General features: G+C 57.9%; 21 protein-coding genes and 1 pseudogene. 14 read left to right on the top strand and 8 right to left on the bottom strand.

What is annotated here, in order from left to right; all coding sequences use genetic code 11:
• Positions 1–4 precede the first annotated feature (4 nt).
• Complete coding sequence (locus Q0915_RS19150; protein ID WP_299477297.1) at positions 5–1,228, bottom strand: penicillin-binding protein activator; 1,224 nt, start codon at positions 1,226–1,228, stop codon at positions 5–7.
• 176 nt (positions 1,229–1,404) lie between these two features.
• On the opposite strand from Q0915_RS19150, the gene rsmI reads away from it, so the two are divergent.
• The 5 genes and pseudogenes from rsmI to Q0915_RS19125 form a co-directional block, all read left to right on the top strand.
• Positions 1,405–2,310, top strand: coding sequence for a 16S rRNA (cytidine(1402)-2'-O)-methyltransferase (gene rsmI / locus Q0915_RS19145; protein WP_299477294.1), 906 nt, complete (start codon positions 1,405–1,407; stop codon positions 2,308–2,310).
• A complete protein-coding gene (locus Q0915_RS19140) occupies positions 2,307–2,690 on the top strand; it encodes a YraN family protein (protein ID WP_299544389.1) in 384 nt (127 codons plus the stop codon). Before rsmI ends, Q0915_RS19140 begins: the two co-directional genes overlap by 4 nt.
• Positions 2,691–2,965: 275 nt before the next feature.
• Positions 2,966–3,907 carry a glutathione synthase gene (gene gshB / locus Q0915_RS19135; protein ID WP_299477288.1) on the top strand — a complete coding sequence of 314 codons (942 nt, stop codon included), beginning with the start codon at positions 2,966–2,968 and terminating at the stop codon, positions 3,905–3,907.
• A 90-nt stretch (positions 3,908–3,997) separates the two neighbouring features.
• On the top strand, positions 3,998–4,849 hold the full coding sequence (locus Q0915_RS19130; RefSeq protein ID WP_299477285.1) for an N-acetylmuramoyl-L-alanine amidase: 852 nt from the start codon (positions 3,998–4,000) through the stop codon (positions 4,847–4,849).
• A gap of 137 nt (positions 4,850–4,986) precedes the next feature.
• Positions 4,987–5,099: pseudogene (locus tag Q0915_RS19125) on the top strand (glutathione synthase); the annotation flags it as partial.
• 435 nt (positions 5,100–5,534) lie between these two features.
• Here the strand turns inward: Q0915_RS19125 and hppD are convergent.
• On the bottom strand, positions 5,535–6,647 hold the full coding sequence (gene hppD, locus Q0915_RS19120; RefSeq protein WP_299477282.1) for a 4-hydroxyphenylpyruvate dioxygenase: 1,113 nt from the start codon (positions 6,645–6,647) through the stop codon (positions 5,535–5,537).
• A 127-nt stretch (positions 6,648–6,774) separates the two neighbouring features.
• Here hppD and Q0915_RS19115 point away from each other — a divergent pair, with 127 nt between their 5' ends.
• On the top strand, positions 6,775–7,242 hold the full coding sequence (locus Q0915_RS19115) for an Lrp/AsnC family transcriptional regulator (protein ID WP_299477280.1): 468 nt from the start codon (positions 6,775–6,777) through the stop codon (positions 7,240–7,242).
• A 57-nt stretch (positions 7,243–7,299) separates the two neighbouring features.
• Here the strand turns inward: Q0915_RS19115 and Q0915_RS19110 are convergent, their stop codons facing one another.
• A complete protein-coding gene (locus Q0915_RS19110) occupies positions 7,300–7,833 on the bottom strand; it encodes a hypothetical protein (protein WP_299477277.1) in 534 nt (177 codons plus the stop codon).
• A gap of 139 nt (positions 7,834–7,972) precedes the next feature.
• Here Q0915_RS19110 and Q0915_RS19105 point away from each other — a divergent pair, with 139 nt between their 5' ends.
• Entirely contained in the window at positions 7,973–8,734 is a 762-nt protein-coding gene (locus Q0915_RS19105) for a tellurite resistance TerB family protein (protein ID WP_299477274.1), read from the top strand.
• Positions 8,735–8,861: 127 nt separating this feature from the next.
• Here Q0915_RS19105 and Q0915_RS19100 read toward each other — a convergent pair whose 3' ends face one another.
• Complete coding sequence (locus tag Q0915_RS19100) at positions 8,862–9,965, bottom strand: citrate synthase/methylcitrate synthase (protein WP_299477271.1); 1,104 nt, start codon at positions 9,963–9,965, stop codon at positions 8,862–8,864.
• A 77-nt stretch (positions 9,966–10,042) separates the two neighbouring features.
• Between Q0915_RS19100 and Q0915_RS19095 the strand changes: the two genes are divergently transcribed.
• Together Q0915_RS19095 and Q0915_RS19090 are read left to right on the top strand one after the other, a co-directional pair.
• Entirely contained in the window at positions 10,043–11,212 is a 1,170-nt protein-coding gene (locus Q0915_RS19095) for a citrate/2-methylcitrate synthase (protein WP_299477268.1), read from the top strand.
• Between the two features lie 70 nt (positions 11,213–11,282).
• Positions 11,283–12,176, top strand: coding sequence for an AEC family transporter (locus Q0915_RS19090; protein ID WP_299477265.1), 894 nt, complete (start codon positions 11,283–11,285; stop codon positions 12,174–12,176).
• Here Q0915_RS19090 and Q0915_RS19085 read toward each other — a convergent pair.
• The 4 genes from Q0915_RS19085 to Q0915_RS19070 all read right to left on the bottom strand — a co-directional run bounded on the left by Q0915_RS19085 (position 12,173) and on the right by Q0915_RS19070 (position 15,435).
• Positions 12,173–12,649 carry a GNAT family N-acetyltransferase gene (locus Q0915_RS19085; RefSeq protein WP_299479093.1) on the bottom strand — a complete coding sequence of 159 codons (477 nt, stop codon included), beginning with the start codon at positions 12,647–12,649 and terminating at the stop codon, positions 12,173–12,175. The two genes, Q0915_RS19090 and Q0915_RS19085, sit on opposite strands and share 4 nt — an antisense overlap.
• Positions 12,650–12,654: 5 nt before the next feature.
• The gene (locus tag Q0915_RS19080; RefSeq protein ID WP_299477262.1) at positions 12,655–13,575 is read right to left on the bottom strand and encodes an isocitrate lyase/phosphoenolpyruvate mutase family protein; all 921 of its coding nucleotides are present in this window, start codon (positions 13,573–13,575) and stop codon (positions 12,655–12,657) included.
• Between the two features lie 153 nt (positions 13,576–13,728).
• A complete protein-coding gene (locus Q0915_RS19075) occupies positions 13,729–14,193 on the bottom strand; it encodes a DUF1203 domain-containing protein (protein ID WP_299477259.1) in 465 nt (154 codons plus the stop codon).
• 72 nt (positions 14,194–14,265) lie between these two features.
• On the bottom strand, positions 14,266–15,435 hold the full coding sequence (locus Q0915_RS19070; RefSeq protein WP_299477256.1) for a hypothetical protein: 1,170 nt from the start codon (positions 15,433–15,435) through the stop codon (positions 14,266–14,268).
• A gap of 168 nt (positions 15,436–15,603) precedes the next feature.
• Between Q0915_RS19070 and Q0915_RS19065 the strand changes: the two genes are divergently transcribed.
• From Q0915_RS19065 to Q0915_RS19045, 5 genes are read left to right on the top strand one after another with little or no spacing between them, the layout of a single operon-like run.
• Complete coding sequence (locus Q0915_RS19065) at positions 15,604–17,229, top strand: GMC family oxidoreductase N-terminal domain-containing protein (RefSeq protein WP_299477253.1); 1,626 nt, start codon at positions 15,604–15,606, stop codon at positions 17,227–17,229.
• A 53-nt stretch (positions 17,230–17,282) separates the two neighbouring features.
• Entirely contained in the window at positions 17,283–18,044 is a 762-nt protein-coding gene (modA, locus tag Q0915_RS19060; RefSeq protein WP_299477250.1) for a molybdate ABC transporter substrate-binding protein, read from the top strand.
• Between the two features lie 45 nt (positions 18,045–18,089).
• On the top strand, positions 18,090–18,797 hold the full coding sequence (gene modB / locus Q0915_RS19055; protein ID WP_299477247.1) for a molybdate ABC transporter permease subunit: 708 nt from the start codon (positions 18,090–18,092) through the stop codon (positions 18,795–18,797).
• The gene (gene modC / locus Q0915_RS19050; protein WP_299477244.1) at positions 18,790–19,875 is read left to right on the top strand and encodes a molybdenum ABC transporter ATP-binding protein; all 1,086 of its coding nucleotides are present in this window, start codon (positions 18,790–18,792) and stop codon (positions 19,873–19,875) included. The genes modB and modC overlap by 8 nt, the downstream gene beginning before the upstream one ends.
• A 57-nt stretch (positions 19,876–19,932) precedes the next feature.
• Positions 19,933–21,735 carry an ATP-binding protein gene (locus Q0915_RS19045; RefSeq protein ID WP_299477241.1) on the top strand — a complete coding sequence of 601 codons (1,803 nt, stop codon included), beginning with the start codon at positions 19,933–19,935 and terminating at the stop codon, positions 21,733–21,735.
• The last annotated feature ends 2 nt before the right edge of the window (positions 21,736–21,737 follow it).

Below are 21,737 nucleotides of genomic sequence, written 5' to 3'. Positions count from 1 at the left end.
TGTATCAGAAACCGGTCCGGAAATCTCTTGGTGCCGGTGAAATGACTTCGGTACCCCTGCCGGTGATCTGGTAGACGGCAAGGCCGCGTTCATTGAGCCCGTTCGATTTGAAGCGAAACAGTCCGTCTATGCCTATGAACCCGTCGCGATTGGTCAGGATGCTCTGCTGAAAACGCTGAGGGCCCGCGGAGCGGATCAGCCCGGCGGCGAGCGTCACGCCGTCATAGACAAGGCTGGAATTGCGCGGCGGCGGTGAACCGTATGTGCTCTGGTATCGCTGCGCGAAGCCCTGAAAGCCCTTGTCTTCGGGCCCGGCAAACCAGGCGCCTGCAAGTATCTGGTTGTTCTTGACCTGCGCCGAATCCCATTGGCCGGAACCAAGCAGCTTGACGTTGCCGATGCTTGCGCCCTGGCTCACCAGCGTTTGCATAACCAGCGCCGGAACATTTCCCCCAGCCGGTACGAAAAGGGCGTCGATACTGTTTATGACGGAGTTGAGCGAAGACGCCTTGGCAACGAGGTCGGAAGTATCCGATCCGGTCATCCGGTAACGCTGTATGGTCGCGATCCTGCCGCCGCCGCGTCCGACTTCCTGACGGAAAGCGGCTTCCGCGACCGCGCCGTAAGAGCCTTCCGGAATAAGCGCAGCGTAGGACCTTTTCTGCTGGCTGTTGGCGTATCCGATGATGCGCTTGATGTCGGTCTCCGGCAGGAAACTCAGCAGATAGACACCGCGCGCAGCAACGGATGTGTCCGTTGAAAATGCAATGACAGGAACGCCGGTTGCACGGGCCGCAGCTGCCGCACCTGAAACCGCCGGTGAAAAGACGGGGCCCAGGATCAGCTCCGCACCTTCGGAAATTGCGGACTGTGCCGCGCTGCGCCCGCCTTCAGCCGTGCCGCCGGTGTCCTTTACCAGCAGCTGGACGTCTGCGTTGGGAAAGTTTTGGAGCGCAAGTGCAGCAGAATTCTTGAAAACTGTTCCGATCGAGGTATTGCCGCCGCTGCTGCCCAAAGGCAGCAGGAGGCCCACACGAACGCTGCCTGTTCCAATCACCTCGCCTGTCGTCGCGGGCTGGCCGGTTGGCTGAACCTGGTCACCCGGCAGCGATCCGAGTGAGGAGCCAAGGCATCCGGAAAGCGCGAGCGCGCTGCTGCAGGCGAGCGCCACTTTCAGGAACTGCCGTCTCTGTTGCTGTCCGGTTTTGCACCGCATTGCACTTGCCATTTTTTGTTTTTCCACCGAAGGGAAGACTTACGGTTTCACCGGAAGAATGTCCAGTTTTAGCGGCTTTTCAGTGGCAAATCTGCTTTAAGAACAGTGGATTTACCTTGCATCAGGCAACCACTGCGGTTAGCGCAGACACGAGACCCATATTCCGGCAGGAACAGAAGGGAGACTTCATGGGAACCGTCACCGCAGCGGACAAGAATCGCTACAGTCTCTCCGAACACGCCTTTTCCGCTCCAAATCTGGAGCCTGCGCTTTATATCGTTTCCACCCCGATAGGTAACTTGGGGGACATAACGGTGCGGGCTCTGGAAACACTGGCCGCCAGCGCCCTGATCGCCTGTGAAGATACGCGCGTCACGGCAACCCTGACCCAGAAATTCGGCCTCAAGACGCCTCTGCTCGCCTATCACGAGCACAATGCGGAGAAGCAACGGCCCAGAATATTGGCGGAACTCGATGCTGGCGGGGCGGTTGCCCTGGTCTCTGACGCCGGAACGCCCCTTGTGTCTGATCCAGGTTACCGGCTGGTTCATGCAGTCCTTGCAGGCGGACACAAGGTGATCCCGATTCCGGGCGCATCGGCTCCGCTGAGCGGTCTCGTTGCGTCGGGTCTGCCGAGCGACACGGTGCTTTTTGCCGGGTTCCTGCCGCAAAAGGGTGGCCCCAAGACCAAAAGGCTCGAAGAGCTGGCAGGTGTTCGCGCCACGCTGATCTTTTTCGAATCGCCTCATCGGACGGCGGCCACTCTGGAATTGATGGCGAAGGTGCTTGGTGAAGGCCGGGACGCAGTTGTCGCCCGTGAGCTCACCAAGCGCTTCGAGACCTTTGAGCGCGGTTCGCTCGTGGAACTGGCCGGGCGGTTCGAGGGAACGCAGGTCAAGGGCGAAATCGTCATCCTCGTCGGGCCACCGGAAGAAAAGCCCGAAGCCAAAGCCTCCGACCTGGACGCTCTATTGATTGAAGCACTCGGTGACATGCCGGTCAGCGCTGCCGCAAAGAAAGTCGCCAAGGCGACAGGTCTTGACCGGAACGATGTCTATAAGCGGGCACTCGATCTGAAATCGGGAGGAACTTGAGCTTGCAGGGCGGCAGGCCGGACAGACGCCGGAAGGCGTACGCCCTGGGTTTGAATGCGGAGACCTGGGCAGCCTGGTATCTGCGTTTGACAGGTTGGCGTGTTCTGAAGCGCAGGTACAAGACGAAAGCCGGTGAAATCGACCTGATTGCCAAGAAACGCAAGACGGTCGCCTTCGTTGAAGTCAAGGCCCGCAAGACGCGAGAGGCTGCGTTGGAGGCTGTCACGCCGGCGAGCCAGAAACGCATTTCTCGTGCGGCAAGGATCTTCGTCACCGAACATCCCAAGGCCGGGTTTTTCACGCTCCGCTTCGATATTGTCGTCATCCGTCCCTGGGCGTTGCCGGAGCGGATCGAAAACGCGTTCGAGGCTTGGGAGTAGGCTGAATACTTCAAACTTCAACAAAGTGGTCACCACCGATTTGATCGGGGATCCACTCGCTTCCAGACCCTTTTTGCGCGGATACAACTCCCAATCTGGTTGTGATCGATTGCGTCTGCGGGCAAATGGATCGGATCCCGGGACAGCGTATCCAGGTTCGCGCAAAAACGTTGCGACCTCCGGCCACTGGACAAAGCACGATCGCCAACGCATATCTGGACCAATCGTTCTGAAATCCCTCTGCGCTTGTCAGCGCACCTGCCGGGAGTTGCCTCATGGCTTTGAAAGTAGCGGTCCAGATGGACCATATCTCGTCGATCAACATCGCGGGCGACAGTGCCTTTGCCATGATGTTGGAAGCACAGGCCCGCGGACACGAACTCTATCACTATACGCCAGACCGGCTTTCGCTGCGCGGCGACGAGGTTTTCTGTGCCCTGGAACCCGTGCAGGTGCGTGACGAGAAGGGCAATCACTTCACGCTCGGCGACAGGATGCGGATGGACATGCGCGAGATGGATGTGGTGCTGATGCGTCAGGACCCGCCTTTCGATCTTTCCTACATTGCCGCAACGCATATTCTTGAAAAAATACACCCGGACACGCTGGTCGTGAATGACCCCAGGGAAGTTCGCAACGCGCCCGAAAAACTGTTCGTCACCGACTTTGCCGATCTGATGCCGCCGACGCTGATCACGAAGGATCGGGCGGAGATCGATCTCTTTCGCGAAGAATATGGCGACATCGTCATGAAGCCTCTGTTCGGTCATGGTGGGGCCGCCGTCTTCCGCATCACCCGGGATGATCTCAACTACGGCTCACTTTATGATTTCTTCGATGCCACGTTCCGCGAACCCTGGGTGATCCAGCAGTTCCTGCCTAATGTGAAACATGGCGACAAGCGCATCCTTCTCGTTGACGGCGAATTCGCAGGCGCGGTCAATCGTGTTCCCGCTGAAGGCGACCTGCGCTCCAACATGGTGCGCGGCGGCGCGCCGACCGACAGCGATCTGACCGAAACCGAACGCGGCATATGCGCCCGCCTCGGACCCAGCCTAAAGGAAAAGGGACTTATCCTGGTCGGCATCGATGTGATCGACGGGCGTCTGACGGAAATCAACGTCACCGCGCCGACCGGCATCCGCGCCATTCAGAATCTCGGTGGCCCGGACGTTGCAGCCATGGTCTGGGATGTTCTGGAGAAAAAGGTAAGATAGCGTAACGTAAGTTCAATCTTAGATTGAAATTGGCGACTATTTAGTGTAATTTTCCCGCGTTTTTACTAGTAAATTACGTGGGAGGATTGCATGTTCAAGATCGATAAGAAGCATCGTTTGATGCAAAACGGAAAACTGGTGAGGCGCATCATGTCGCCTGCTGCCCATACGAATGGTAAGTTCGCCAGTACGCCAAGTACCACTGTCATGCATTTCACATTCGGCGCAACTGCTTCTTCAAGCGCGGAATGGTTCCGAGATCCGAATAACAAGTTTAAGTCTTCGGCGCATATCGTGATCGGACGCGACGGAGAGGTTATTCAGTGCGTCGACTTTGACACAGGCGCAAACCACGCGGGAAAATCGACGTGGAAGGGTCGCCCTGGTCTCAATACCTGGGCGTTCGGCATTGAACTTGCGAACTGGGGCTATCTGCAGAAAAAAGGGGGCACGTGGTGGTCCTGGACCGGAAAGACGGAAGTTGCAAGTCCGGTATTGGCGAAACACAAAAACGGCAACCCGAACGGCACAGCCGGCCTAATTGGATGGGAGCCATATCCTGACGTGCAGATTGAGACAGCAGCGGCAATCGTCCGCGTTCTCATAGATACATATGGGCGGCAGGAACTTGTCGGACATGACGACATTTCAGTTGGGCGCAAGTGGGATCCAGGCCCTGCTTTCGACTTCGACTCGTTCCGGATGATGACGACCGAAGATCTGTCCGACAATACCGACAACTTTGTTTTCTCAAATACACCTGGGGACACGCTTAATCTTCGTCAGGGGCCCGGGATGCATTTCGACGTCATAACGGCGCTGAAGGATGGCACCCAACTGATGATCCTTGAACGCGACGGCAACTGGCTGATGGTCAATGTCTATAACGCGACCGGCAAAGTGGTCAGAACTGGATGGGTCTACGCCAAGTTTGTTGTTTGACGCGAAAACGGCAACAGGCAACGCAAGAGCTATCGGTGCCTAAGCGAATGAATGGCGCGGCCTCGTCTCACAGCTCATTTCAAAGCGTCCGGGTTAAACAGAAATGGGTTGGGCAGGCCGCACACATTTTCGCGCGTCTGACGGAAATCAACGTCACCGCGCCGACCGGCTCCGCGCCATTCAGATGCTCGGTGGCCCGGACGTTGCAGCCATGGTCTGGGATGTTCTGGAGAAAAAGGTGCGGCGCTGAACTTGCTGCGAACTGCACAAACACAAAAAAAACCTCCGCGCGAACGCGGAGGTGAAAGTTAGTGTGCTTAGACAATGCAACAGAGGGCCTACACGGCAGCCTCTGTAAAACAAAACCCATCGAGGCCGTTGTTCTTCCACGGAAAATCAAAAAAAATTCGAAAAAAATTCAGAGACTTAACGCTCATTCGGGAAAGTCTAATAAAATCAGATAGTTACAGAATTGCCGGTGATAAATTTTTTTGAAAAATATAAAAAATACAATTACTTAGGCAACAAAGGGTTGTGCGTCGCCAGCTCAAAAACGTACCAAAATGAAACGCTCTTTTTCATGTGCTCGATATTTTTACCGAGCATCCGGCAAGCGAAAAAAATGAACCGCCTCGCGAGCAGAGAGGCGGTTCATGCGCAATACGGTTGATTGCCGGATCCTGAATTATTCGGCGGCTTCCGTGTTCAGAACGCCCCGGCGGATCTGGTCCTCTTCGATCGACTCGAACAGGGCGCGGAAATTGCCTTCGCCGAAGCCTTCATCTCCCTTTCTCTGGATGAACTCGAAGAAGATCGGCCCGATGACGGTCTTTGAAAAAATCTGCAGGAGGATTTTTGTCATGCCGCCGTCAATGACGCCTTCGCCGTCGATCAGGATGCCGTGCTGTTTCATGCGGTCGATCGGCTCGTCATGACCCTGAACCCGGTCACGAGACATCTCGTAATAGGTTTCAGGAGGTCCCGGCATGAATTTCAACGCGTTGGCAGCCAGCTTGTCGGTGCTGTCATAGATGTCGTCCGTGCCGACCGCGATATGCTGGATGCCCTCGCCGCGATACTTCTTGAGGAACTCCTCGATCTGGCTCGTGTCGTCCTTGGATTCGTTGAGCGGTATACGGATTTTGCCGCAAGGGCTTGTAATCGCGCGGCTGACCAGGCCGGTGATGCGCCCGTCAATGTCGAAGAAGTGGATCTGCTTGAAATTGAAGAGGTCGCGATAGAAGTTCCACCACTTGTCCATATTGCCGCGAAAGACGTTATGGGTCAGGTGGTCGAGATAATAAAAGCCGATGCCTTCCGGTTTCGGATCGACCTCATCAAGCCAGTTAAAGTCGTTTGAATAGGCGGACCCCCTGTCGCCATAGGTGTCGACGAAATAGAGCAATGATCCGCCGATGCCGACAATAGCCGGAACATCCAGCGTCTTGTCATCTCCTTCATAGGGCGTCGCACCGTTTGCGACCGCATGCTTGTAGGCATGCTGAGCGTCCACAACACGCCAGGCCATTGCCGGTGCGCAAGGACCGTGCTCGTCGACGAAATTCATTCCGTGGCTGCCGGCCTCCGCATTCAGCACGTAGGTGATGTCGCCCTGCCGGTACGGCGTGATGTTCTTGGTCTTGTGCCTCGCAACCGGCTGGTATCCCATCCGGCGGAACAGCGCGTCCAGTTTCTCCGGTTCCGGATGCGCAAATTCCACGAATTCAAAGCCATCGGTTCCGGCCGGATTTTGAGGCGTTATCTGCGCAGGGGGTGCGTCGTGCGGAAACGGTCCCATCGGGTGCTCTCCTTTTAAATGCGGTCATTGAACCTAGAATGCCGCGAACAACGCGCAGGGTGTGTGCATTCCACGTAATTTCGCGTAAGCTTCTGCACAGAATGTGTGTAAGAGAGAAAGAACTTGCATGAATGATGCGTTGGATGGTTACGATGTGAAGCTGCTTGCCGCTCTGCAGGAAAATGCCGCACTGACCAACGCCGAACTGGGCGAGGTTATCAGCCTGTCGCCAAGTCAGGTCTCCAGACGGCGGCAGAAGCTGGAACACAGCGGTGTGATCCGCCGCTACCGGGCAGCCCTCAGTCCGGATGCGCTCGGGCTGACCGTGACCGCCTATATCGGTGTCACACTCGGTGCGCATAGCAAGGAAAATGCCCGGAAGTTCCGGAACGTCGTGATTGCCATGCCGGAGGTGCAGGAAGCGCACACACTGACCGGAGACGTTGACTACATGCTGAAAATCATCGTTCCGGATCTCAAGAGCCTGAGCCGCATCATCAACGATGATCTGCTGCCGCAGGAGGCGGTCCAGCACGTGCGCTCCTCGATCGCGATGGAGACGCTGAAGGACGACAACTTACTGCCATTGAAGTAGGGACGTGCCAGTTCCGATGCTGGCCACCGGGGGATCTCAAAGGCCTCGAAACAGACTTCAGAGCCCGAACAGTCTGATCAGATCCGACCAGAAATCCTTACGCAGACCGGGCAGTTCCGGCGCCGCATTCCCCTGGGCATCCGCGAGACAGATATCCGAATAGCCCGCTTTCGCAGAGATCACGCACCCGCTGTCGGGAACGATATCAGAGTGGGTGTACAGGCGGGTGCCGGCGTTTGTCCGGTAAATCAGTGCAGGCTCGTCCACTCCGCCGGCGGTTCTGAAGACATAAGTCGGGTACTCAGCGCCTCCAGGGAGGCCGCGGTCCTGAACAACGTGAACATGGACCTGTTCGTCCGTCCCGTCGGCAAGCGGAGCGGGCTCATGGAACGACACCAGATTTTCGGTCGAACTTACACCGGCGGAAGACAGCGCCTCGACAAATGAATTCTTCAATGAGACGTCTTGAATTGTGGAATAGGAATCCGCCGGCTCTTCGGAAAAGGCGGGCACAGACGCGCAGATGCAAAGAATCGCAAACAAAACCATCTGAATGAACGGTGACGCCGCGTGTGTTTTTCCGGTTGTCATGTGTTTTCGATTTCCAGTCGATCGGGATGACCTTAAAACTGTACGCAAATGTAACGCAATCTTGCGGGATCGGCAGAAAATCCCATTTGTTAGGGCGACTGTGATTTGCCCCGCGAGGGGCCGTTGAAGGGAGCTATTGATGTTTGACGCAAAATCCTTGCTGGACCAGTTCATGGGCGGCCAGTCCGGGGGGCAGTCCGGCGGCCAGTATGACCGCCGCGGCGGCGCAGCTGCACAGCGCGGCGGATCGGGAGATCTGTTGTCGCAGGGCAAGGATTTTCTGTCTTCGCAGGGCGGCGGTCTTGCACTTGGCGGTTTGGCCGGTTTGATGCTCGGCTCGAAATCCGGACGGAAAATTGGCAAGAAAGCCGTGACTTATGGTGGCCTCGCCCTGGTGGCCGGACTTGCCTACAAGGCCTATCAGGGACACAAGGCAAACCAGCAGAACGCCCCGCGCCCGCAATATCCGCAGGACGAGCCGATCCCGCTGGAAGCCCCGCGCGGCACCGCATTCGACCCGGCACAGCAGCCAGGCGGCGAGAACCAGTTTGCCGTGGCGCTTCTTACCGCGATGATCTCGGCGGCAAAGGCTGATGGCCATATCGACCGTGAGGAACAGGACAGGATCTTCGACAAGATTGACGAAGCCGGTCTCGACAGTGAAGCCAAGGCTTTCCTGATGGACGAGTTGAGATCGCCGCTTGATCTCGACAAGGTCGTTGCCAGCGCGAGCTGCCCCGAAACAGCTGCAGAAATTTATGCTGCCTCACGGCTCGCCATTGATCCCGACCATCCGGCCGAGCGGGCTTATCTGCAGATGCTGGCCGCGAGACTTGGTCTTGAGGAAGGCCTGATCAATGAGATCGAGCTGGCCGTCCGCGAAGCGGAAATGGCCGAATAGGCTTTCCAGCGCAACTTCGGGCTATTGAATGCCGCCCCGGACCTGATCCGGGACCTGCAGCTTGAAGTAACGCAGCCCCGGCTCAAGGCCGGGGCAGCCACTTTGTAAGTTCTTCTCCTATTGAACTCTACTCCGGCATCGGCCCTACATAGTGGGAAGCCGGGCGAATGAGTTTGCCGTTTCGCTGCTGCTCCAGAACATGAGCACACCAGCCTGGTGTGCGCCCGGCGGCAAAGAGCGGTGTGAACAGGGAGCGGTCTATGCCGATCGCATCCAGGAGAACGGCGGTATAAAACTCCACATTGGTGTCGAGCGGGCGATCCGGCTTTGCTTTCTTGAGCGCTGCAAGTGCCGCGCATTCAATGTCTTCCGCCAGCCCGACTTTCGGATTGTCGTTGCCCAGCAGCTTGAGCCCGGCCTTGAGAACATCTGCGCGTGGATCCCGTGTGCGATAGATCCGGTGACCGAAGCCCATGAGACGCTCCTTGCGCGCGAGCGCGTCACCGATCCAGGTTTCGGCATTTTCGGGTGCGCCGATTGCGTCGATCATGTCGAGGACAGGCCCTGGGGCACCGCCGTGAAGCGGACCACTTAGAGCACCCATCGCGCCGAGAATCGCATGCTTCATGTCCGCCTGTGTCGATGCAATGACACGCGCTGTGAACGTGGAGGCGTTGAGACCGTGATCGAGGATCGTAACGAGATACCGATCGAGCGCATCCACCTGATAAGCGGGCGGAGTTTCACCCGTCAGCATGCGTAGAAGATCGGCGGCGACCGGCAGTGAACTGTCAGGTGCCAGTGCGCGCTGTCCGGTTGCGAGCCGATAGGACACGGCCAGCAGCACCGGCAGCGCCCCGGTGATTGTGATCGCGGCGTCCCGCTCGGTATTTTGCGGAAGCGCAGTGAGCCCGAGCTGCATGCGTTCATAGATGGAAAGTTTCTCCGGCGCGCTTTCCAAAAGGGGAACCAGCGCGAATGCGGCAATGCGTGCTTCTCCAAACGCAAGCCTGAGAGCATGCGGGTCCGCGTCAACGAGACCCTTCCAGAGATGGGCGACGGCCTGTTCGAACGGCACCTCGCCGGCAAGGTCTTCTATCTTGCGTCCGCGCAGGATCAGCAGGCCCTTTTCACCGTCGACATCGCTCAAACTGGTGGTAGCGGCGACGATCCCTTCCAGGCCGGCAATCGGATCCTGGGTCATGTGAGCCGGATTTGGCACTTCTGTCATGGTCAGCTCCTTTTTGAATACGTGCCTGATAGTGGATTGTGATTGCATTGATCAATGTTGACAATTACAATCAATATATGAGCACACCTATCTATCTTTCCGCGCGAGAGGCCGCTGCCGAACTCGGTGTCCAGCCTGCAACGCTTTATGCCTATGTCAGCCGGGGCCTTATTGCCTCCGTCGCAGGACCCGGGAAAAAGAGGCGGTACGACGCTGCGGATGTCCGGCGCCTGAAAGGGCGCCGGCAGATCGAGGACCACACTGGAACCAAACCCCTGACGGGGGATCCCGTCCTGGAAACCGAGCTGACGCTGATCTCCGAAGACGGGCCGGTTTACCGCGGCAGGTTGGCAAGAGAGCTGGCCGAAACGTCGACGCTGGAAACCGTTGCAACTCTGCTTTGGGCGTCGGGTGACGATCCGTTTGCCGACAACATACCCAAGCCGCCACCTGAGTTGCCCGCGGGTCTTGGTGCGCTTGACCGACTGATGATGGCGCTGGCCGCCTGGCCGCTCCAGGACAAAGCCGCTTTTACACTCGCGCCCAAACTTCTGCAGGCAAAAGGGGCTGCTTTGCTGCGTTACTCCGTGGCGGCTCTCTTGGAAAGAGAGCCTGTCGCGGTTCCGATCCACACACAGATCGCGTCCGCATTCGGTGTTTCAGCCTCCGCCAAAAACCTGATCCGTGCAGCGCTTGTGTTGTGCGCGGACCACGAACTCAATACCAGTTCGTTTACGGCCAGATGCGCGGCGTCGACACGCGCGCCACTTCATGCGGCTCTCCTGTCGGGTCTGGGTGCCTTTGCGGGACCTCGGCACGGCGCTGCGCCGGATCGGGCGACGGCCTGGCTTGCGGAGATCCAGCCGGACTCGGATATCGAAGCCTTGCTGGCGGATCGGCTCGCGCGTGGAGAAACACTGCCCGGCTTCGGCCATTCCGTCTATCAGGGGCGTGATCCGCGAGCAGATTGCCTGCTCGACATATTGTTTCGGACCGAAAGCGACCACCCGTTTGTCGACCGTCTGCCCGGGCTGATCTCATCGGCCGACGATCTGTTCGGATTGCCACCGAATATCGACCTGGCGCTCGCGGTCATCCAGAAAACCTATGAGCTGCCCAGGGACGCAGGGAAGATCATTTTTTGCGCAGGACGCATGACCGGATGGATCGCACACGCTCTGGAACAATATGCCTCTCATGAGAAAATTCGCCCGCGCGCAGCCTATGTCGGGGAACGTCCCGAATAGGGCCGGGACAGTTGATTCACCGCGCGCTTAAATTCTAACCTGGAACAGCGGCAGGGTTGGGAGGAACAGCGTGACGGGTATCATCGAACATGTCGCCAATGTCATGGTGCCTGTTCTTCTGTGTGTGCTGCTCGGGTATGCGCTTGCATATTTCAAGGCGCCGTTCGACCGGAAACTCTTCGGCTCGCTTGTTTCGAATGTCGGCTATCCGACATTGATTCTGTCGCATCTGGCAAAAGAGCACGTTGCACTGGAAACCTTTCTGACAGTGCTCGCCGCCGCTGCCGCGATGATCGCGATATTCGGTGTGATCGGTTTTGCAATCCTGAAACTGATGCGCATTTCGATCAGGGCCTATCTGGCGCCCATGATGCTCTCCAATGTCGGCAATATCGGTCTGCCTGTGGCCACCCTGGCGTTCGGAGCAGAGGGAGCGGCCGTTGCGATCGGGTTTATCGTTGTGGTCCTCACGGCAATCTTCACCATCGGCATCGCGATCCCCATGGGAAAACCGGATTTGAAAGCCTTGGCCCGGCAGCCCGTGATCTACGCCGTGTTTGTCGCCCTCGTTCTCCTGGCGACCGGATGGAAAATTCCAGGTCCGGTCGATGAAAGTCTCGAGATCCTGGGCGGACTGGCAATACCGATCATGCTGCTCACGCTTGGTCACAGTCTGGAAACGCTGAAACTGAGCGGGGTCTCCCGCGCGGTCATCCTGTCGCTGGCACATATCGGGATTTCTGCTGTTGCCGCCTTCACGATCACGCACGTCCTGACCCTCGATGCGAAGATCGAAAGCGTGATCATCCTGCTCTGCTTCATGCCGCCTTCGGTTGCAACTTATCTGGCCATTTCACAGCACCAGCCGGACGAAGCACACGGCGTTGCCGGGTTCATCTTCGTGTCCACCTGCCTGACGCTGGTCACGCTTCCGATCGTGTTGACCTACTGGGCGACCGGTTAGCTTTCCTGTTCGAATTGAAAGCGCATGTGAACGATGCGCTTGTCTCCGCGCTGTTCTTCGTGGGTTTCGACATAGCCGGCGCGCTGGTACCAGGCACGATTGTCATGCATCAGCACATTCGTATAAAGCCGCAGCTCCGCAAGCCCCAAAAGCTTTGCTCTTTGATGTGCCCATTCGAGCATCCGGCGTCCGAAACCCCCACCCTGGCAATCCGGGTCGACGGCGATGCTGTCGATCATCAGGTGATCGTCCTTGGGAACGAGCACGAGGCTTGCTGCGATTTCCGGGCCAGCGCGCACCACCCAGACTTCCGCCGTCCGGATCAGCGCGCCATAGTCGGCCGTCATTGGAAGCGGGACCGCATTCATCACGGGGATGAATCTCTCATAGGCGCGCCGCGCGAGATCGCGAATTGCCGCTTCATCCTGCGGCAAGGCCCGTTTCGGTTCGATTGCAGATCCCGCCGCTTCCATCTGCGTCAAGGCCGCGCTTTCATGAAGGATTCAAAGTCGCTCATGCCCTGGGCCCGATCAAAGCAACCGAATGCGCCGCCGTCCTTCATGTCTTCCGCTGCCGCGACGAAGGCACCCAATGCGATGCGCGCAAGTCCTGGACCGATCGACACGCGGGCAACTCCCATGTCGGCGAGTTCTTTTCGTGTCAGGTGAAAGTTTTTGCGGCCTGCAAGAACGTTCATGGGCGCGTCGACAGCGGAAAGCACAGCCGCGATCTGATCTTTGTCCTTAAGCTGCGGTGCGTAGACACAGTCCGCTCCAACGGCGATGAAGGCATTCAGTCTTTTGATCGTCTCGTCGAGCTCATGCTGTGTCTTGACGGGGCCTTCGCTGCGCGCCGTCAGGACGAAATCCGGCGCGACGCGGTTCTTTGCGTCCACCGCTGCCCTGATGCGCTCGACCGCCTCGTCCAACGGATAATAAGGATTGTTCGGTTGTGTCGTGTAGTCCTCGATAGAGCACCCGGCAAGGCCGACTTCGATGGCTCCCTTCACGGTCGCGACGACGTCTTCCGGACTGTCGCCAAAGCCGTTTTCAAGATCTCCGTTCACAGGCAAGCTCGTCGCACTGATGATGTCGGCGGCATGGCTGAGTGCTGCGTCGCGAGTGATAAGACCTTCGGCATCCCGGACCCCCTGGGTCCAGGCGTAGCCTGCGCTGGATGTCGCCAGGGCATCGAAACGCATGCCATCGAGTATGCGGGCGGAACCGATATCGAATGGGTTGGGCATCAAAAAAGCCCGTCCTTTTTCGTGAAGAGCCTTGAAACCGGCACGACGGTCAGCAGCGGTCTGCATCCTGAATTTCTCCCATTGGTTGTATTGCGAGAATTCTCGTATCCAGAGTTTATAGCCGGTATAGGCCTTGTCCGCCAACGCTTTCAAATCCCGGCTTCAGATGCCAGAACCAGTTTACCCAAAAATCGGGTACCTGTTGGGCAAGCTTTCTGAACCGGGCTGACATTCGTTTTCGAAAAGAAAAAAGGCGCCCGGCCAGGGACGCCATTCTTGTTCGACCAGCATCTGACGCTCTATGAACTAGTTGTCGTCGCGCGTTACTTTCGCCGCAAAACATCCGCGCCGAGCGAAATGCAGATGAAGGTAATCGACCCTTGAATTGGCAAAGAAGGTTGAGATCAAGTCCGTGACCTTTTCGCCTTCGACAACCTCGGCATCGATCATTTCGTGATCAGAATCGAATGCCCGAACCGAAAGCAGCCGGCTCGCGATCGACGGTGGAATACAGTCAGCGCCGGGATGGGCTTCCCTTGCTCCCTCCGCGACGAAAATTGCATGACGCGACCGGTAGGGTGTGTCTGCCGGCTGATGCTCGAAATTGAGCAGCAAAACCCGTTCACCTTTGGCGGCGTCGGATAGGGAAACACGGCATGGAGACGCGCCGTCCGAGATGTGAACTTGAATGTTTCTGCGCGCCAGCTCTTCATCAGAAAGGCCGTAAAACTGGGAAAAACTCTCTGCTGGAAGCGGATGGACCTGAAACATGGCGAACTCCTCATTCGTGATGAGGAAAACCTAATGCCTGGTCTCTCGCAACTCGACCCGATTTGCGAGCCATCACGCATCAGATGTCTGCTGATGGTGCCAGCTGACAAGCAGGATCATGCCCATGATCAGAAGGTAAGGCAGATAGAACCTGGTTTCGTAGTGTGGAAAGACCAGATACTTGGCCCAGATCGAGGTGAACACCGCGTAGAGCAGTACCTTTGACCTTTGATCCATCTTCCCCGGTGTAATACACCGGGCAAAAAACATCGCGAGCGCGAACAGGACAGCTATCCAGGTGAAGCCCATCAAGGCTCTGACAGTCGAACGTACGAGCATCTCGACATATGTACCGATGGAAAATGGCGGATCGAATCCATCGAGCGTCGGCACGTATTCAATATGTGTGAACCACATATGGATCCACCAGCCCGGGTGATCTGAGCCGCGGGTCAACCAGAGATAAATTGCAAGACAAGCGGCAAAGCACCCCGTTATCGACCAGCGACCCGGCCCGTAGATCGCCGCGAAAACAAAAAACACACCCACAAATGCCAGATGATCGGGACGGACCAGAAACGCGCCGGCAAGGCACAGTGCCGCCGGAATATCCAGGCGTTCCACATAAACAAGAGCGGCGAGCAGCAGGAAAAACGTCGCATAGAGATCCGGCGAGATGAGTTGGGCTGCATAGCCGAAGGACGACAGCATCAGCATCGCAACGACCACGGGCCCGTACATCAGTGTACCGGTTCTCGCCATCCAGGCCAACAACACGCAGCCGACAGCAACAACAGACAAGATCGAGATCAGTCGGAGAGCTTCGACCGGACCCATGATCGGAGCGAGCAGGCGCGCTGTTTCCACGTAGAGAACCTTGAGCCGGTAGAAGCCGAGCATGGTGTGAAAGGCATCCGCGTCCCTCGCCTGGTGGATACGGTAGGGCCGGTCTTCGGTCAGCGTCGTGTACTCGCCGTCTGAGACATTCTCCTGAACAAGCGCATAGGTTTGAGCGTGCAGAGTGCCAATGTCGTCAGTTTCCGGCTCAATGATTGCTGCCGTATAAGCGAGCATATCCCAGTTGGAGGCCGGGAAGATCTGTATGACAGCAGCCGTCATCAGAACGAACAGGGCAAGAATTCCTGCACCGATCCAGCCGCGCAAAGGACGGTAGATGCTGCGCAGTGCATTGAACCCGGTCAGGAAAACACCTTCCAGAGCGCGCTGTGCAAAATTGGACATACCGTAAGCCTCGCGATCACAATCGCTGTATTTGTCGCAAGATCTCGTAAGAATTGCGTAAACGGTGCTGCACGTGACTCGGGAGCTGAAGCCGTTCACCGCCCTTAACGGGCTTGACCGGATTTGCGCCCCGTGCCTCCATCGGTCAAACAAAGCGTGGGAGGATCGATGCGCGATCTCGGTTCATGGGACTATGTAATTGTCGGCGCGGGAACTGCAGGGTGTGTTCTAGCCAACCGGTTGTCCGAAGACCCGGATGTGAAGGTGCTTTTGCTCGAGGCCGGCAAGCGCGACAACTATATCTGGATCCACATTCCGGTCGGTTACCTCCATTGCATTGGCAATCCGCGCGTCGACTGGGGCTTCAAGACCACCTCCGATCCCGGGCTGAACGGACGCTCGCTGCTGTATCCGCGCGGCAAGGTGCTGGGGGGCTGTTCGTCGATAAACGGCATGATCTATATGCGCGGACAAGCGTGGGATTATGATCATTGGCGCCAGCTCGGGCTGACCGGATGGGGATGGGACGACGTTCTCCCCTATTTCAGGAAGTCGGAAGACCACTACAGCTGGGACGATGACCATCATGCACAAGGCGGAAATCTGCGTGTTGAAGAGCAGCGGATGTCATGGGAGCTGCTGGATGCCTTTCGCGATGCGTGTGAGCAAAACGGTATACCGAAGACCAGGGACTTCAACGGTGGCGACAATTTCGGTTCCGCCTATTTTCAGGTCACCCAGAAATCGGGCCTGCGCTGGAACGGGGCGAAGGCGTTTTTGAGGCCGGCCAGCAACCGGCCCAATTTGCATGTACAGACCGAAGCCCATGTTGACCGGATCCTGTTCGATAACGGCGTGGCGACAGGCCTCAAACTTGAGGTCGAGGGATCCGAGGCCAAGGTGCAGGTCGATGGCGAACTCATTCTTGCTGCGGGTGCAATCGGCTCGCCGCAGCTTTTGGAGTTGTCAGGCGTCGGTCAGCCGGATGTTCTCAAGGCGGTGGGCATCGACCCCATATCGGAAAATCGCAATGTCGGCGAAAACCTGCAGGACCATCTGCAGCTGAGACCGGTCTTCAAGGTGAAGAACGCCTTGACCATGAACGAACTTGCAGGCAGCTGGGTCGGCAAGGCGAAGATCGGGCTTGAGTATCTCTTCAAACGCTCCGGTCCGATGTCCATGGCGCCCAGCCAGTTGGGTGTCTTTGCCCGCACGGATCCGTCGTTCGAGACGCCCAATGTGCAGTATCACGTTCAGCCGCTGTCTTTGCCCAAGTTCGGCCAGCCATTGCACGATTTCCCGGCAATGACGGCAAGTGTCTGCAACCTCCGCCCGGAAAGCCGCGGCAGCGTTCATGTCGCCACGCCGAACACGTCCGACCAGCCGGACATTAAACCCAACTATCTTTCGGCTGAAGCCGATAAGCGGGTGGCCGCCGATGCCATCCGCTTGACCCGCAGGCTCATGGCATCCCCCGCCATGCAGCCTTATGAACCCGAGGAATATCTTCCGGGGCCGGATTACACCAGCGAGGACGAGCTGGTGAAAGCGGCAGGCGACATTGGAACGACGATCTTTCATCCTGTCAGTACTTGCCGGATGGGCACGGACGAGACGTCGGTCGTCGATGGCCGCCTGAAACTGCGCGGGTTTGAAAACATTCGCGTCGTGGACGCGTCGGTCATGCCATCCATCACCTCCGGCAACACCAATGCGCCTACGGTCATGATCGCCGAAAAAGGATCTGACATGATCCGGGAAGACCGGCGAGCAGCTGGTCAAGAGCGCCGTTGAAGTCTTGAAGCGGATAAACTAGCAATCGGATCGACGCCAAACCCGGAGCGCGGATGTTTTCTCGCCTGATCCTCTTTTTTACCCTCCTGACCGGGCCAATTCCGTTTGCGGCGGCCGGGTCGGATTTGACGGTATTCGCGGCCGCGAGCATGCGTGAAGCCCTTGAACGCATTGGCGCGGCATACGAAGCCAACACCGGGACAAGCGTGGTGTTTTCATTTGCGGGAACCGGAATACTCGCACGACAGGTGGAAGCCGGTGCACCGGCAGACGTCTTTGTGTCCGCAGACGCCGCCTGGATGGATTATGCGGTCGAGAGAGACGCCGTGGATCCCGGGTCGGTCCGGCAGATTGCATCTAATGCACTGGTCCTGATTGGCCCGGCAGACGAAGAACCCCTTTTGCTGACGACAGAGGCGGTCGGCGACCGTCTGGAAGGGGAACGAATGGCGATTGCCGATCCGGACACGGTACCGGCAGGCCGCTACGGAAAGGCGGCACTTGAGGATATCGGCCTCTGGCAAAGTGTTTCAGGGCGTCTAGCGCCCATGGAAAACGTGCGGGTTGCGCTGGCATCGGTCGCACGTGGCGACACACCGCTTGGCCTTGTGTACCGGACGGACGCGGTGATCGAACCCGCCGTGTCCGTTTTGGCCGAGTTGCCGCTTTCCAGTCATCCGGAGATTCAGTACCTCGCCGCGCAGACAGGGCCGGGATCACACGCGGCGGCGGGAGCATTCCTGGAGTTTCTGACCGGTGAACAGTCACAAGAAATCTTGCAATCTCTGGGGTTTGTGACCGATAAGGTGGAATAGACCGCTATCCATTTGCGGTCAGTTTGATCTACAGACCGGGCGCACGTGAACGTATTTGATCTTCAACCAGACGAGTGGCAGGCTCTCTTGCTGACCTTGAGGGTCGCAGCAGTGGCGCTCGCAGTTTCTCTGCCTCTCGCTGTTTTTGTCGCTTACCTGCTTGCCCGGTACCGCTTTCCGGGTCATGGCATTGTCAATGCGCTCGTTCACCTGCCGCTTGTTCTGCCACCCGTTGTCACCGGATATGTTCTGCTGTTGGCGTTCGGGCGCAAAGGACCGGTCGGATCGTTTCTGGAAGAAGTCTTCGGCATCAGTTTCGCCTTCAACTGGACGGGCGCGGCACTCGCGGCTGGTGTGATGGCGTTTCCGCTGATGGTGCGCCCGATCCGCCTGTCCTTCGAGGCCGTGGACCCGAAACTCGAAGAGGCCGCAAAATCCCTGGGTGCCCGCAAGATCGTCAGCTTTCTGACCGTAACGCTGCCGCTAGCACTGCCCGGTATCCTGGGCGGCGCGATTCTCGGGTTTGCAAAGGCGATGGGCGAATTCGGCGCCACAATCACTTTTGTCTCGAACATTCCGGGTGAAACCCGAACGCTCGCGCTCGCGCTCTACACGGCAACACAGACGCCGAGCGGAGACCTTGCGGCTTTCAGGCTGACACTGATCGCAACCTTTGTCGCTTTTGCGGCCCTTATCGCATCGGAATTGCTCGCGCGCCGATTGCGGTCGCAGTTGGGAGGTGACCGTGCTTGACGTCGACATCTCCGGAAAGGTCGGTACGCTTGAATTTCAGGCGCAGTTTGCCAGCGATGGCGGGGTAACCTCGCTATTCGGACAGTCTGGCTCAGGCAAGACAACGCTTACAAACATGATTGCCGGGCTCGTCAAACCTGCTTCGGGCCGGATTGCCCTGGGTGACAGGGTTCTGTTCGATGCGTCCAGGGGAATTGATCTGTCCGTCCAGGCGCGCAGGATCGGCCATGTTTTTCAGGACGCGCGTCTTTTCCCGCATTTGAGTGTGCAATCCAATCTGACCTATGCGCGCTGGGCCGGCAGGCGCGATGGCAATCGGAATTTTAGCGAAGTTGTCGAACTGCTGGGTCTGTCGTCCTTGCTAAAGCGCAAACCGGAGACCCTGTCCGGCGGTGAAAAACAGCGTGTGGCGATCGGGAGGGCCCTGTTGTCTGACCCCCAGCTGTTGATCATGGACGAACCATTGGCCAGCCTAGACCAGGCCAGGCGGAACGATATATTGCCCTATCTCGACCGTCTCTGTGTCGAGGCAGGTCTGCCGATCCTTTATGTCAGCCATTCCATCGAAGAGGTGGCAAGGCTCTCCAATACGCTCGTAATCCTTTCCGACGGTCATACACCTGCATACGGCCCCGTCGCGGATATGCTGACGCGGACGGACCTTGGTCGCGCCACCGGCCGCCACGAGGCCGGTGCTCTTGTTCATGGAACCGTGACTGGCCTGGACACAAATTGGGGACTGACATTCGTCGATATTGGCGGCGCGGTTCTTCAGATACCCGATTTGCCTGCGGAGTCTGGCGACACGGTCAGGCTTCGCGTGAGGGCAAGAGACGTTGCGCTTGCCGTCGAACCCCCCAAGGGCCTGTCGATCCGCAACGCGTTCGAAGCAAGAATTACCAGTATTTCCGAAGAGTCCGGGCCATACGCAGAAATCCTGTGCGCACTTGAAGATCAGATCATCCGCGCACGCATCACGCGGGCGTCCGTTGCGGACCTCAAGCTTTTCATCGGCAAGGACGTCACCGTGCTTATCAAGAGCGTAGCGATAGACAGGCGGCAGAGAAGTCTTGTCTAGGTAATTTTTCGCGCTTCGGAAGTTTGCCTTTTTTGGTCAACTTCACGGCAGAATTTCGTGCAGTATACTGGTGTGATGATACGCAGACCCAAGCGCCTGACCTGGCGCAAGCTGAAAATTGCGATTGGAGCCGGTCTGGTTTTAGCCTCACTGACGATTGTGTGGCTCACGGGTCTGGCCAGCCTGCGTATCACACTCGCTGAAGCCGAAACACGCGCCGCGGCCAATCTCGCGGTCCAGACAGCGGTTCTGGAACGTCTCCTCGACAAATTCCGCCTGCTGTCGCCCTTGCTGGCGCGCGGTCCTGAGATCGCACGGCTCGTTCACGAGGAAAGGACCGATGCCGAGCCTGGAATTGCCGCCATTGCGGCCGGCATGTCCGGCGCCGAGGAAATCTGGCTGATGGACGCTTCCGGCCGTGTGATCGTTTCCAGTCAGGACAGCGTACCGGCCAATGCGATCGGCGGATCGCAAACGATCCCGAATGCGTTCATGCAGGCAACGCAGGGTCAGTTGGGACGGGAACTGATTCCGGGCACTCCCGGGACGCCTTCAAACTATGTTTTCGCATCACCGCTGCGGCGTGGCGACAACTTTCTGGGCGTCCTGGCTGTTCGTGTGAACCTTGACGATGTCGAGCAGGCCTGGGCATTGAGCAAGGATCCGATCCTCGCGCTTGATGGCAGAAACCGGGTCGTGGTTTCCAACGTGCCCGCGTTACGCGGCATGACCGCCGACAATCTTGATCCGAGTTGGAATGTTGCCGATCTCTCGCTTGCCGGACGTATGCAATTGCTGCTTCCGGCGGCTGGTGCCGCCAGACCCTATATGCAGTTGACGGCCAGCTTGCCGGTTCTGGAATGGAAAGTCAGGACGCTGGTCGATATCGAAGACGCGCGACAACAGTCCGGTTGGGCGATGCTGGTGGCACTTCTCGTCTGCGTCATAGCCGCAGGCGGCATCTGGTTCCTGATTGCGCGGCGGGAAGATTTTGTGCGTGAAGAACGGCGCAACAGGGCCGCCGCGCTGCGCCTGGAACGGCGTGTTCAGAGCCGTACAGCGGAACTGCGCAGAGCCAATACACATCTTGAGCGTGAGGTCGGGGAGCGGCAGCAAGCCGAAGCCAACCTGCGCCAGACACAGGCTGAATTGGTTCAGGCTGCGAAACTGGCAACGCTCGGACGCATGTCGGCCGCGCTCAGTCACGAGTATAACCAGCCCCTGGCGGCGATACGCTCGGATGCCGAAATCGCCGAAATGCTGATCGATCGCGGCCGGGCAGTGGAAGCCAAAGGCAATCTGACACGCATCGGCGGCATGGTTCAGCGCATGGGGGAAATCGCAAAGACACTGAAAGGCTTCACCAGGAAGTCGGGGACGGACATCAAACCCGTCTCGCTGAGGCAGGTTATCGACGAGGCGATGCTTCTCCTTCAGCCGCAGATCAAGCAATCCGGCTTCGCACTGTCCATGGAATTGCCGCAGGAGGATATCATCGTCAAGGGAGGCCGCATCCGTCTGGAACAGGTGGTCATAAACCTTCTTTCCAACGCGCTCGATGCCGTGCAGTCACGTCCGGCGCCCTTTATCAGCCTTTCGCTGGCGCGCGACGGAAAGGAAGCCGTCCTTGAAGTTGCGGACAATGGTCCTGGCATCGACGAAGAGGTCCTGCCGCAGATTTTCGATCCTTTTTTCACGACAAAGGACGTCGGCGCCGGACTCGGTCTGGGCTTGTCGATCGCCTACAAAATCGTTCATGACTTCTCCGGATCACTGAAAGCGTCGAATCGGGCGGGCGGTGGAGCTGTCTTCACCATGCGCTTGCCGGTGGCGGACGAAAACATTTTGGCAGCGGAATAAAA

Source organism: uncultured Roseibium sp. (assembly GCF_947494555.1).
Classification (GTDB): Bacteria; Pseudomonadota; Alphaproteobacteria; order Rhizobiales; family Stappiaceae; genus Roseibium.
This window is presented reverse-complemented; position numbering and strand designations above follow the sequence as displayed.

Bases quoted from the DNA above. Each gene is read 5' to 3' on its own strand.
- Q0915_RS19115 (WP_299477280.1), top strand. From the start codon at position 6,775: ATGAATGATGCGTTGGATGGTTACGATGTGAAGCTGCTTGCCGCTCTG.
- Q0915_RS19070 (WP_299477256.1), bottom strand. From the start codon at position 15,435: ATGTCCAATTTTGCACAGCGCGCTCTGGAAGGTGTTTTCCTGACCGGG.
- Q0915_RS19105 (WP_299477274.1), top strand. From the start codon at position 7,973: ATGTTTGACGCAAAATCCTTGCTGGACCAGTTCATGGGCGGCCAGTCC.
- modA (WP_299477250.1), top strand. From the start codon at position 17,283: ATGTTTTCTCGCCTGATCCTCTTTTTTACCCTCCTGACCGGGCCAATT.
- Q0915_RS19085 (WP_299479093.1), bottom strand. From the start codon at position 12,649: ATGGAAGCGGCGGGATCTGCAATCGAACCGAAACGGGCCTTGCCGCAG.
- Q0915_RS19075 (WP_299477259.1), bottom strand. From the start codon at position 14,193: ATGTTTCAGGTCCATCCGCTTCCAGCAGAGAGTTTTTCCCAGTTTTAC.
- Q0915_RS19100 (WP_299477271.1), bottom strand. From the start codon at position 9,965: ATGACAGAAGTGCCAAATCCGGCTCACATGACCCAGGATCCGATTGCC.
- Q0915_RS19065 (WP_299477253.1), top strand. From the start codon at position 15,604: ATGCGCGATCTCGGTTCATGGGACTATGTAATTGTCGGCGCGGGAACT.
- rsmI (WP_299477294.1), top strand. From the start codon at position 1,405: ATGGGAACCGTCACCGCAGCGGACAAGAATCGCTACAGTCTCTCCGAA.
- hppD (WP_299477282.1), bottom strand. From the start codon at position 6,647: ATGGGACCGTTTCCGCACGACGCACCCCCTGCGCAGATAACGCCTCAA.
- Q0915_RS19130 (WP_299477285.1), top strand. From the start codon at position 3,998: ATGTTCAAGATCGATAAGAAGCATCGTTTGATGCAAAACGGAAAACTG.
- Q0915_RS19095 (WP_299477268.1), top strand. From the start codon at position 10,043: ATGAGCACACCTATCTATCTTTCCGCGCGAGAGGCCGCTGCCGAACTC.
- gshB (WP_299477288.1), top strand. From the start codon at position 2,966: ATGGCTTTGAAAGTAGCGGTCCAGATGGACCATATCTCGTCGATCAAC.
- Q0915_RS19110 (WP_299477277.1), bottom strand. From the start codon at position 7,833: ATGACAACCGGAAAAACACACGCGGCGTCACCGTTCATTCAGATGGTT.
- Q0915_RS19150 (WP_299477297.1), bottom strand. From the start codon at position 1,228: ATGGCAAGTGCAATGCGGTGCAAAACCGGACAGCAACAGAGACGGCAG.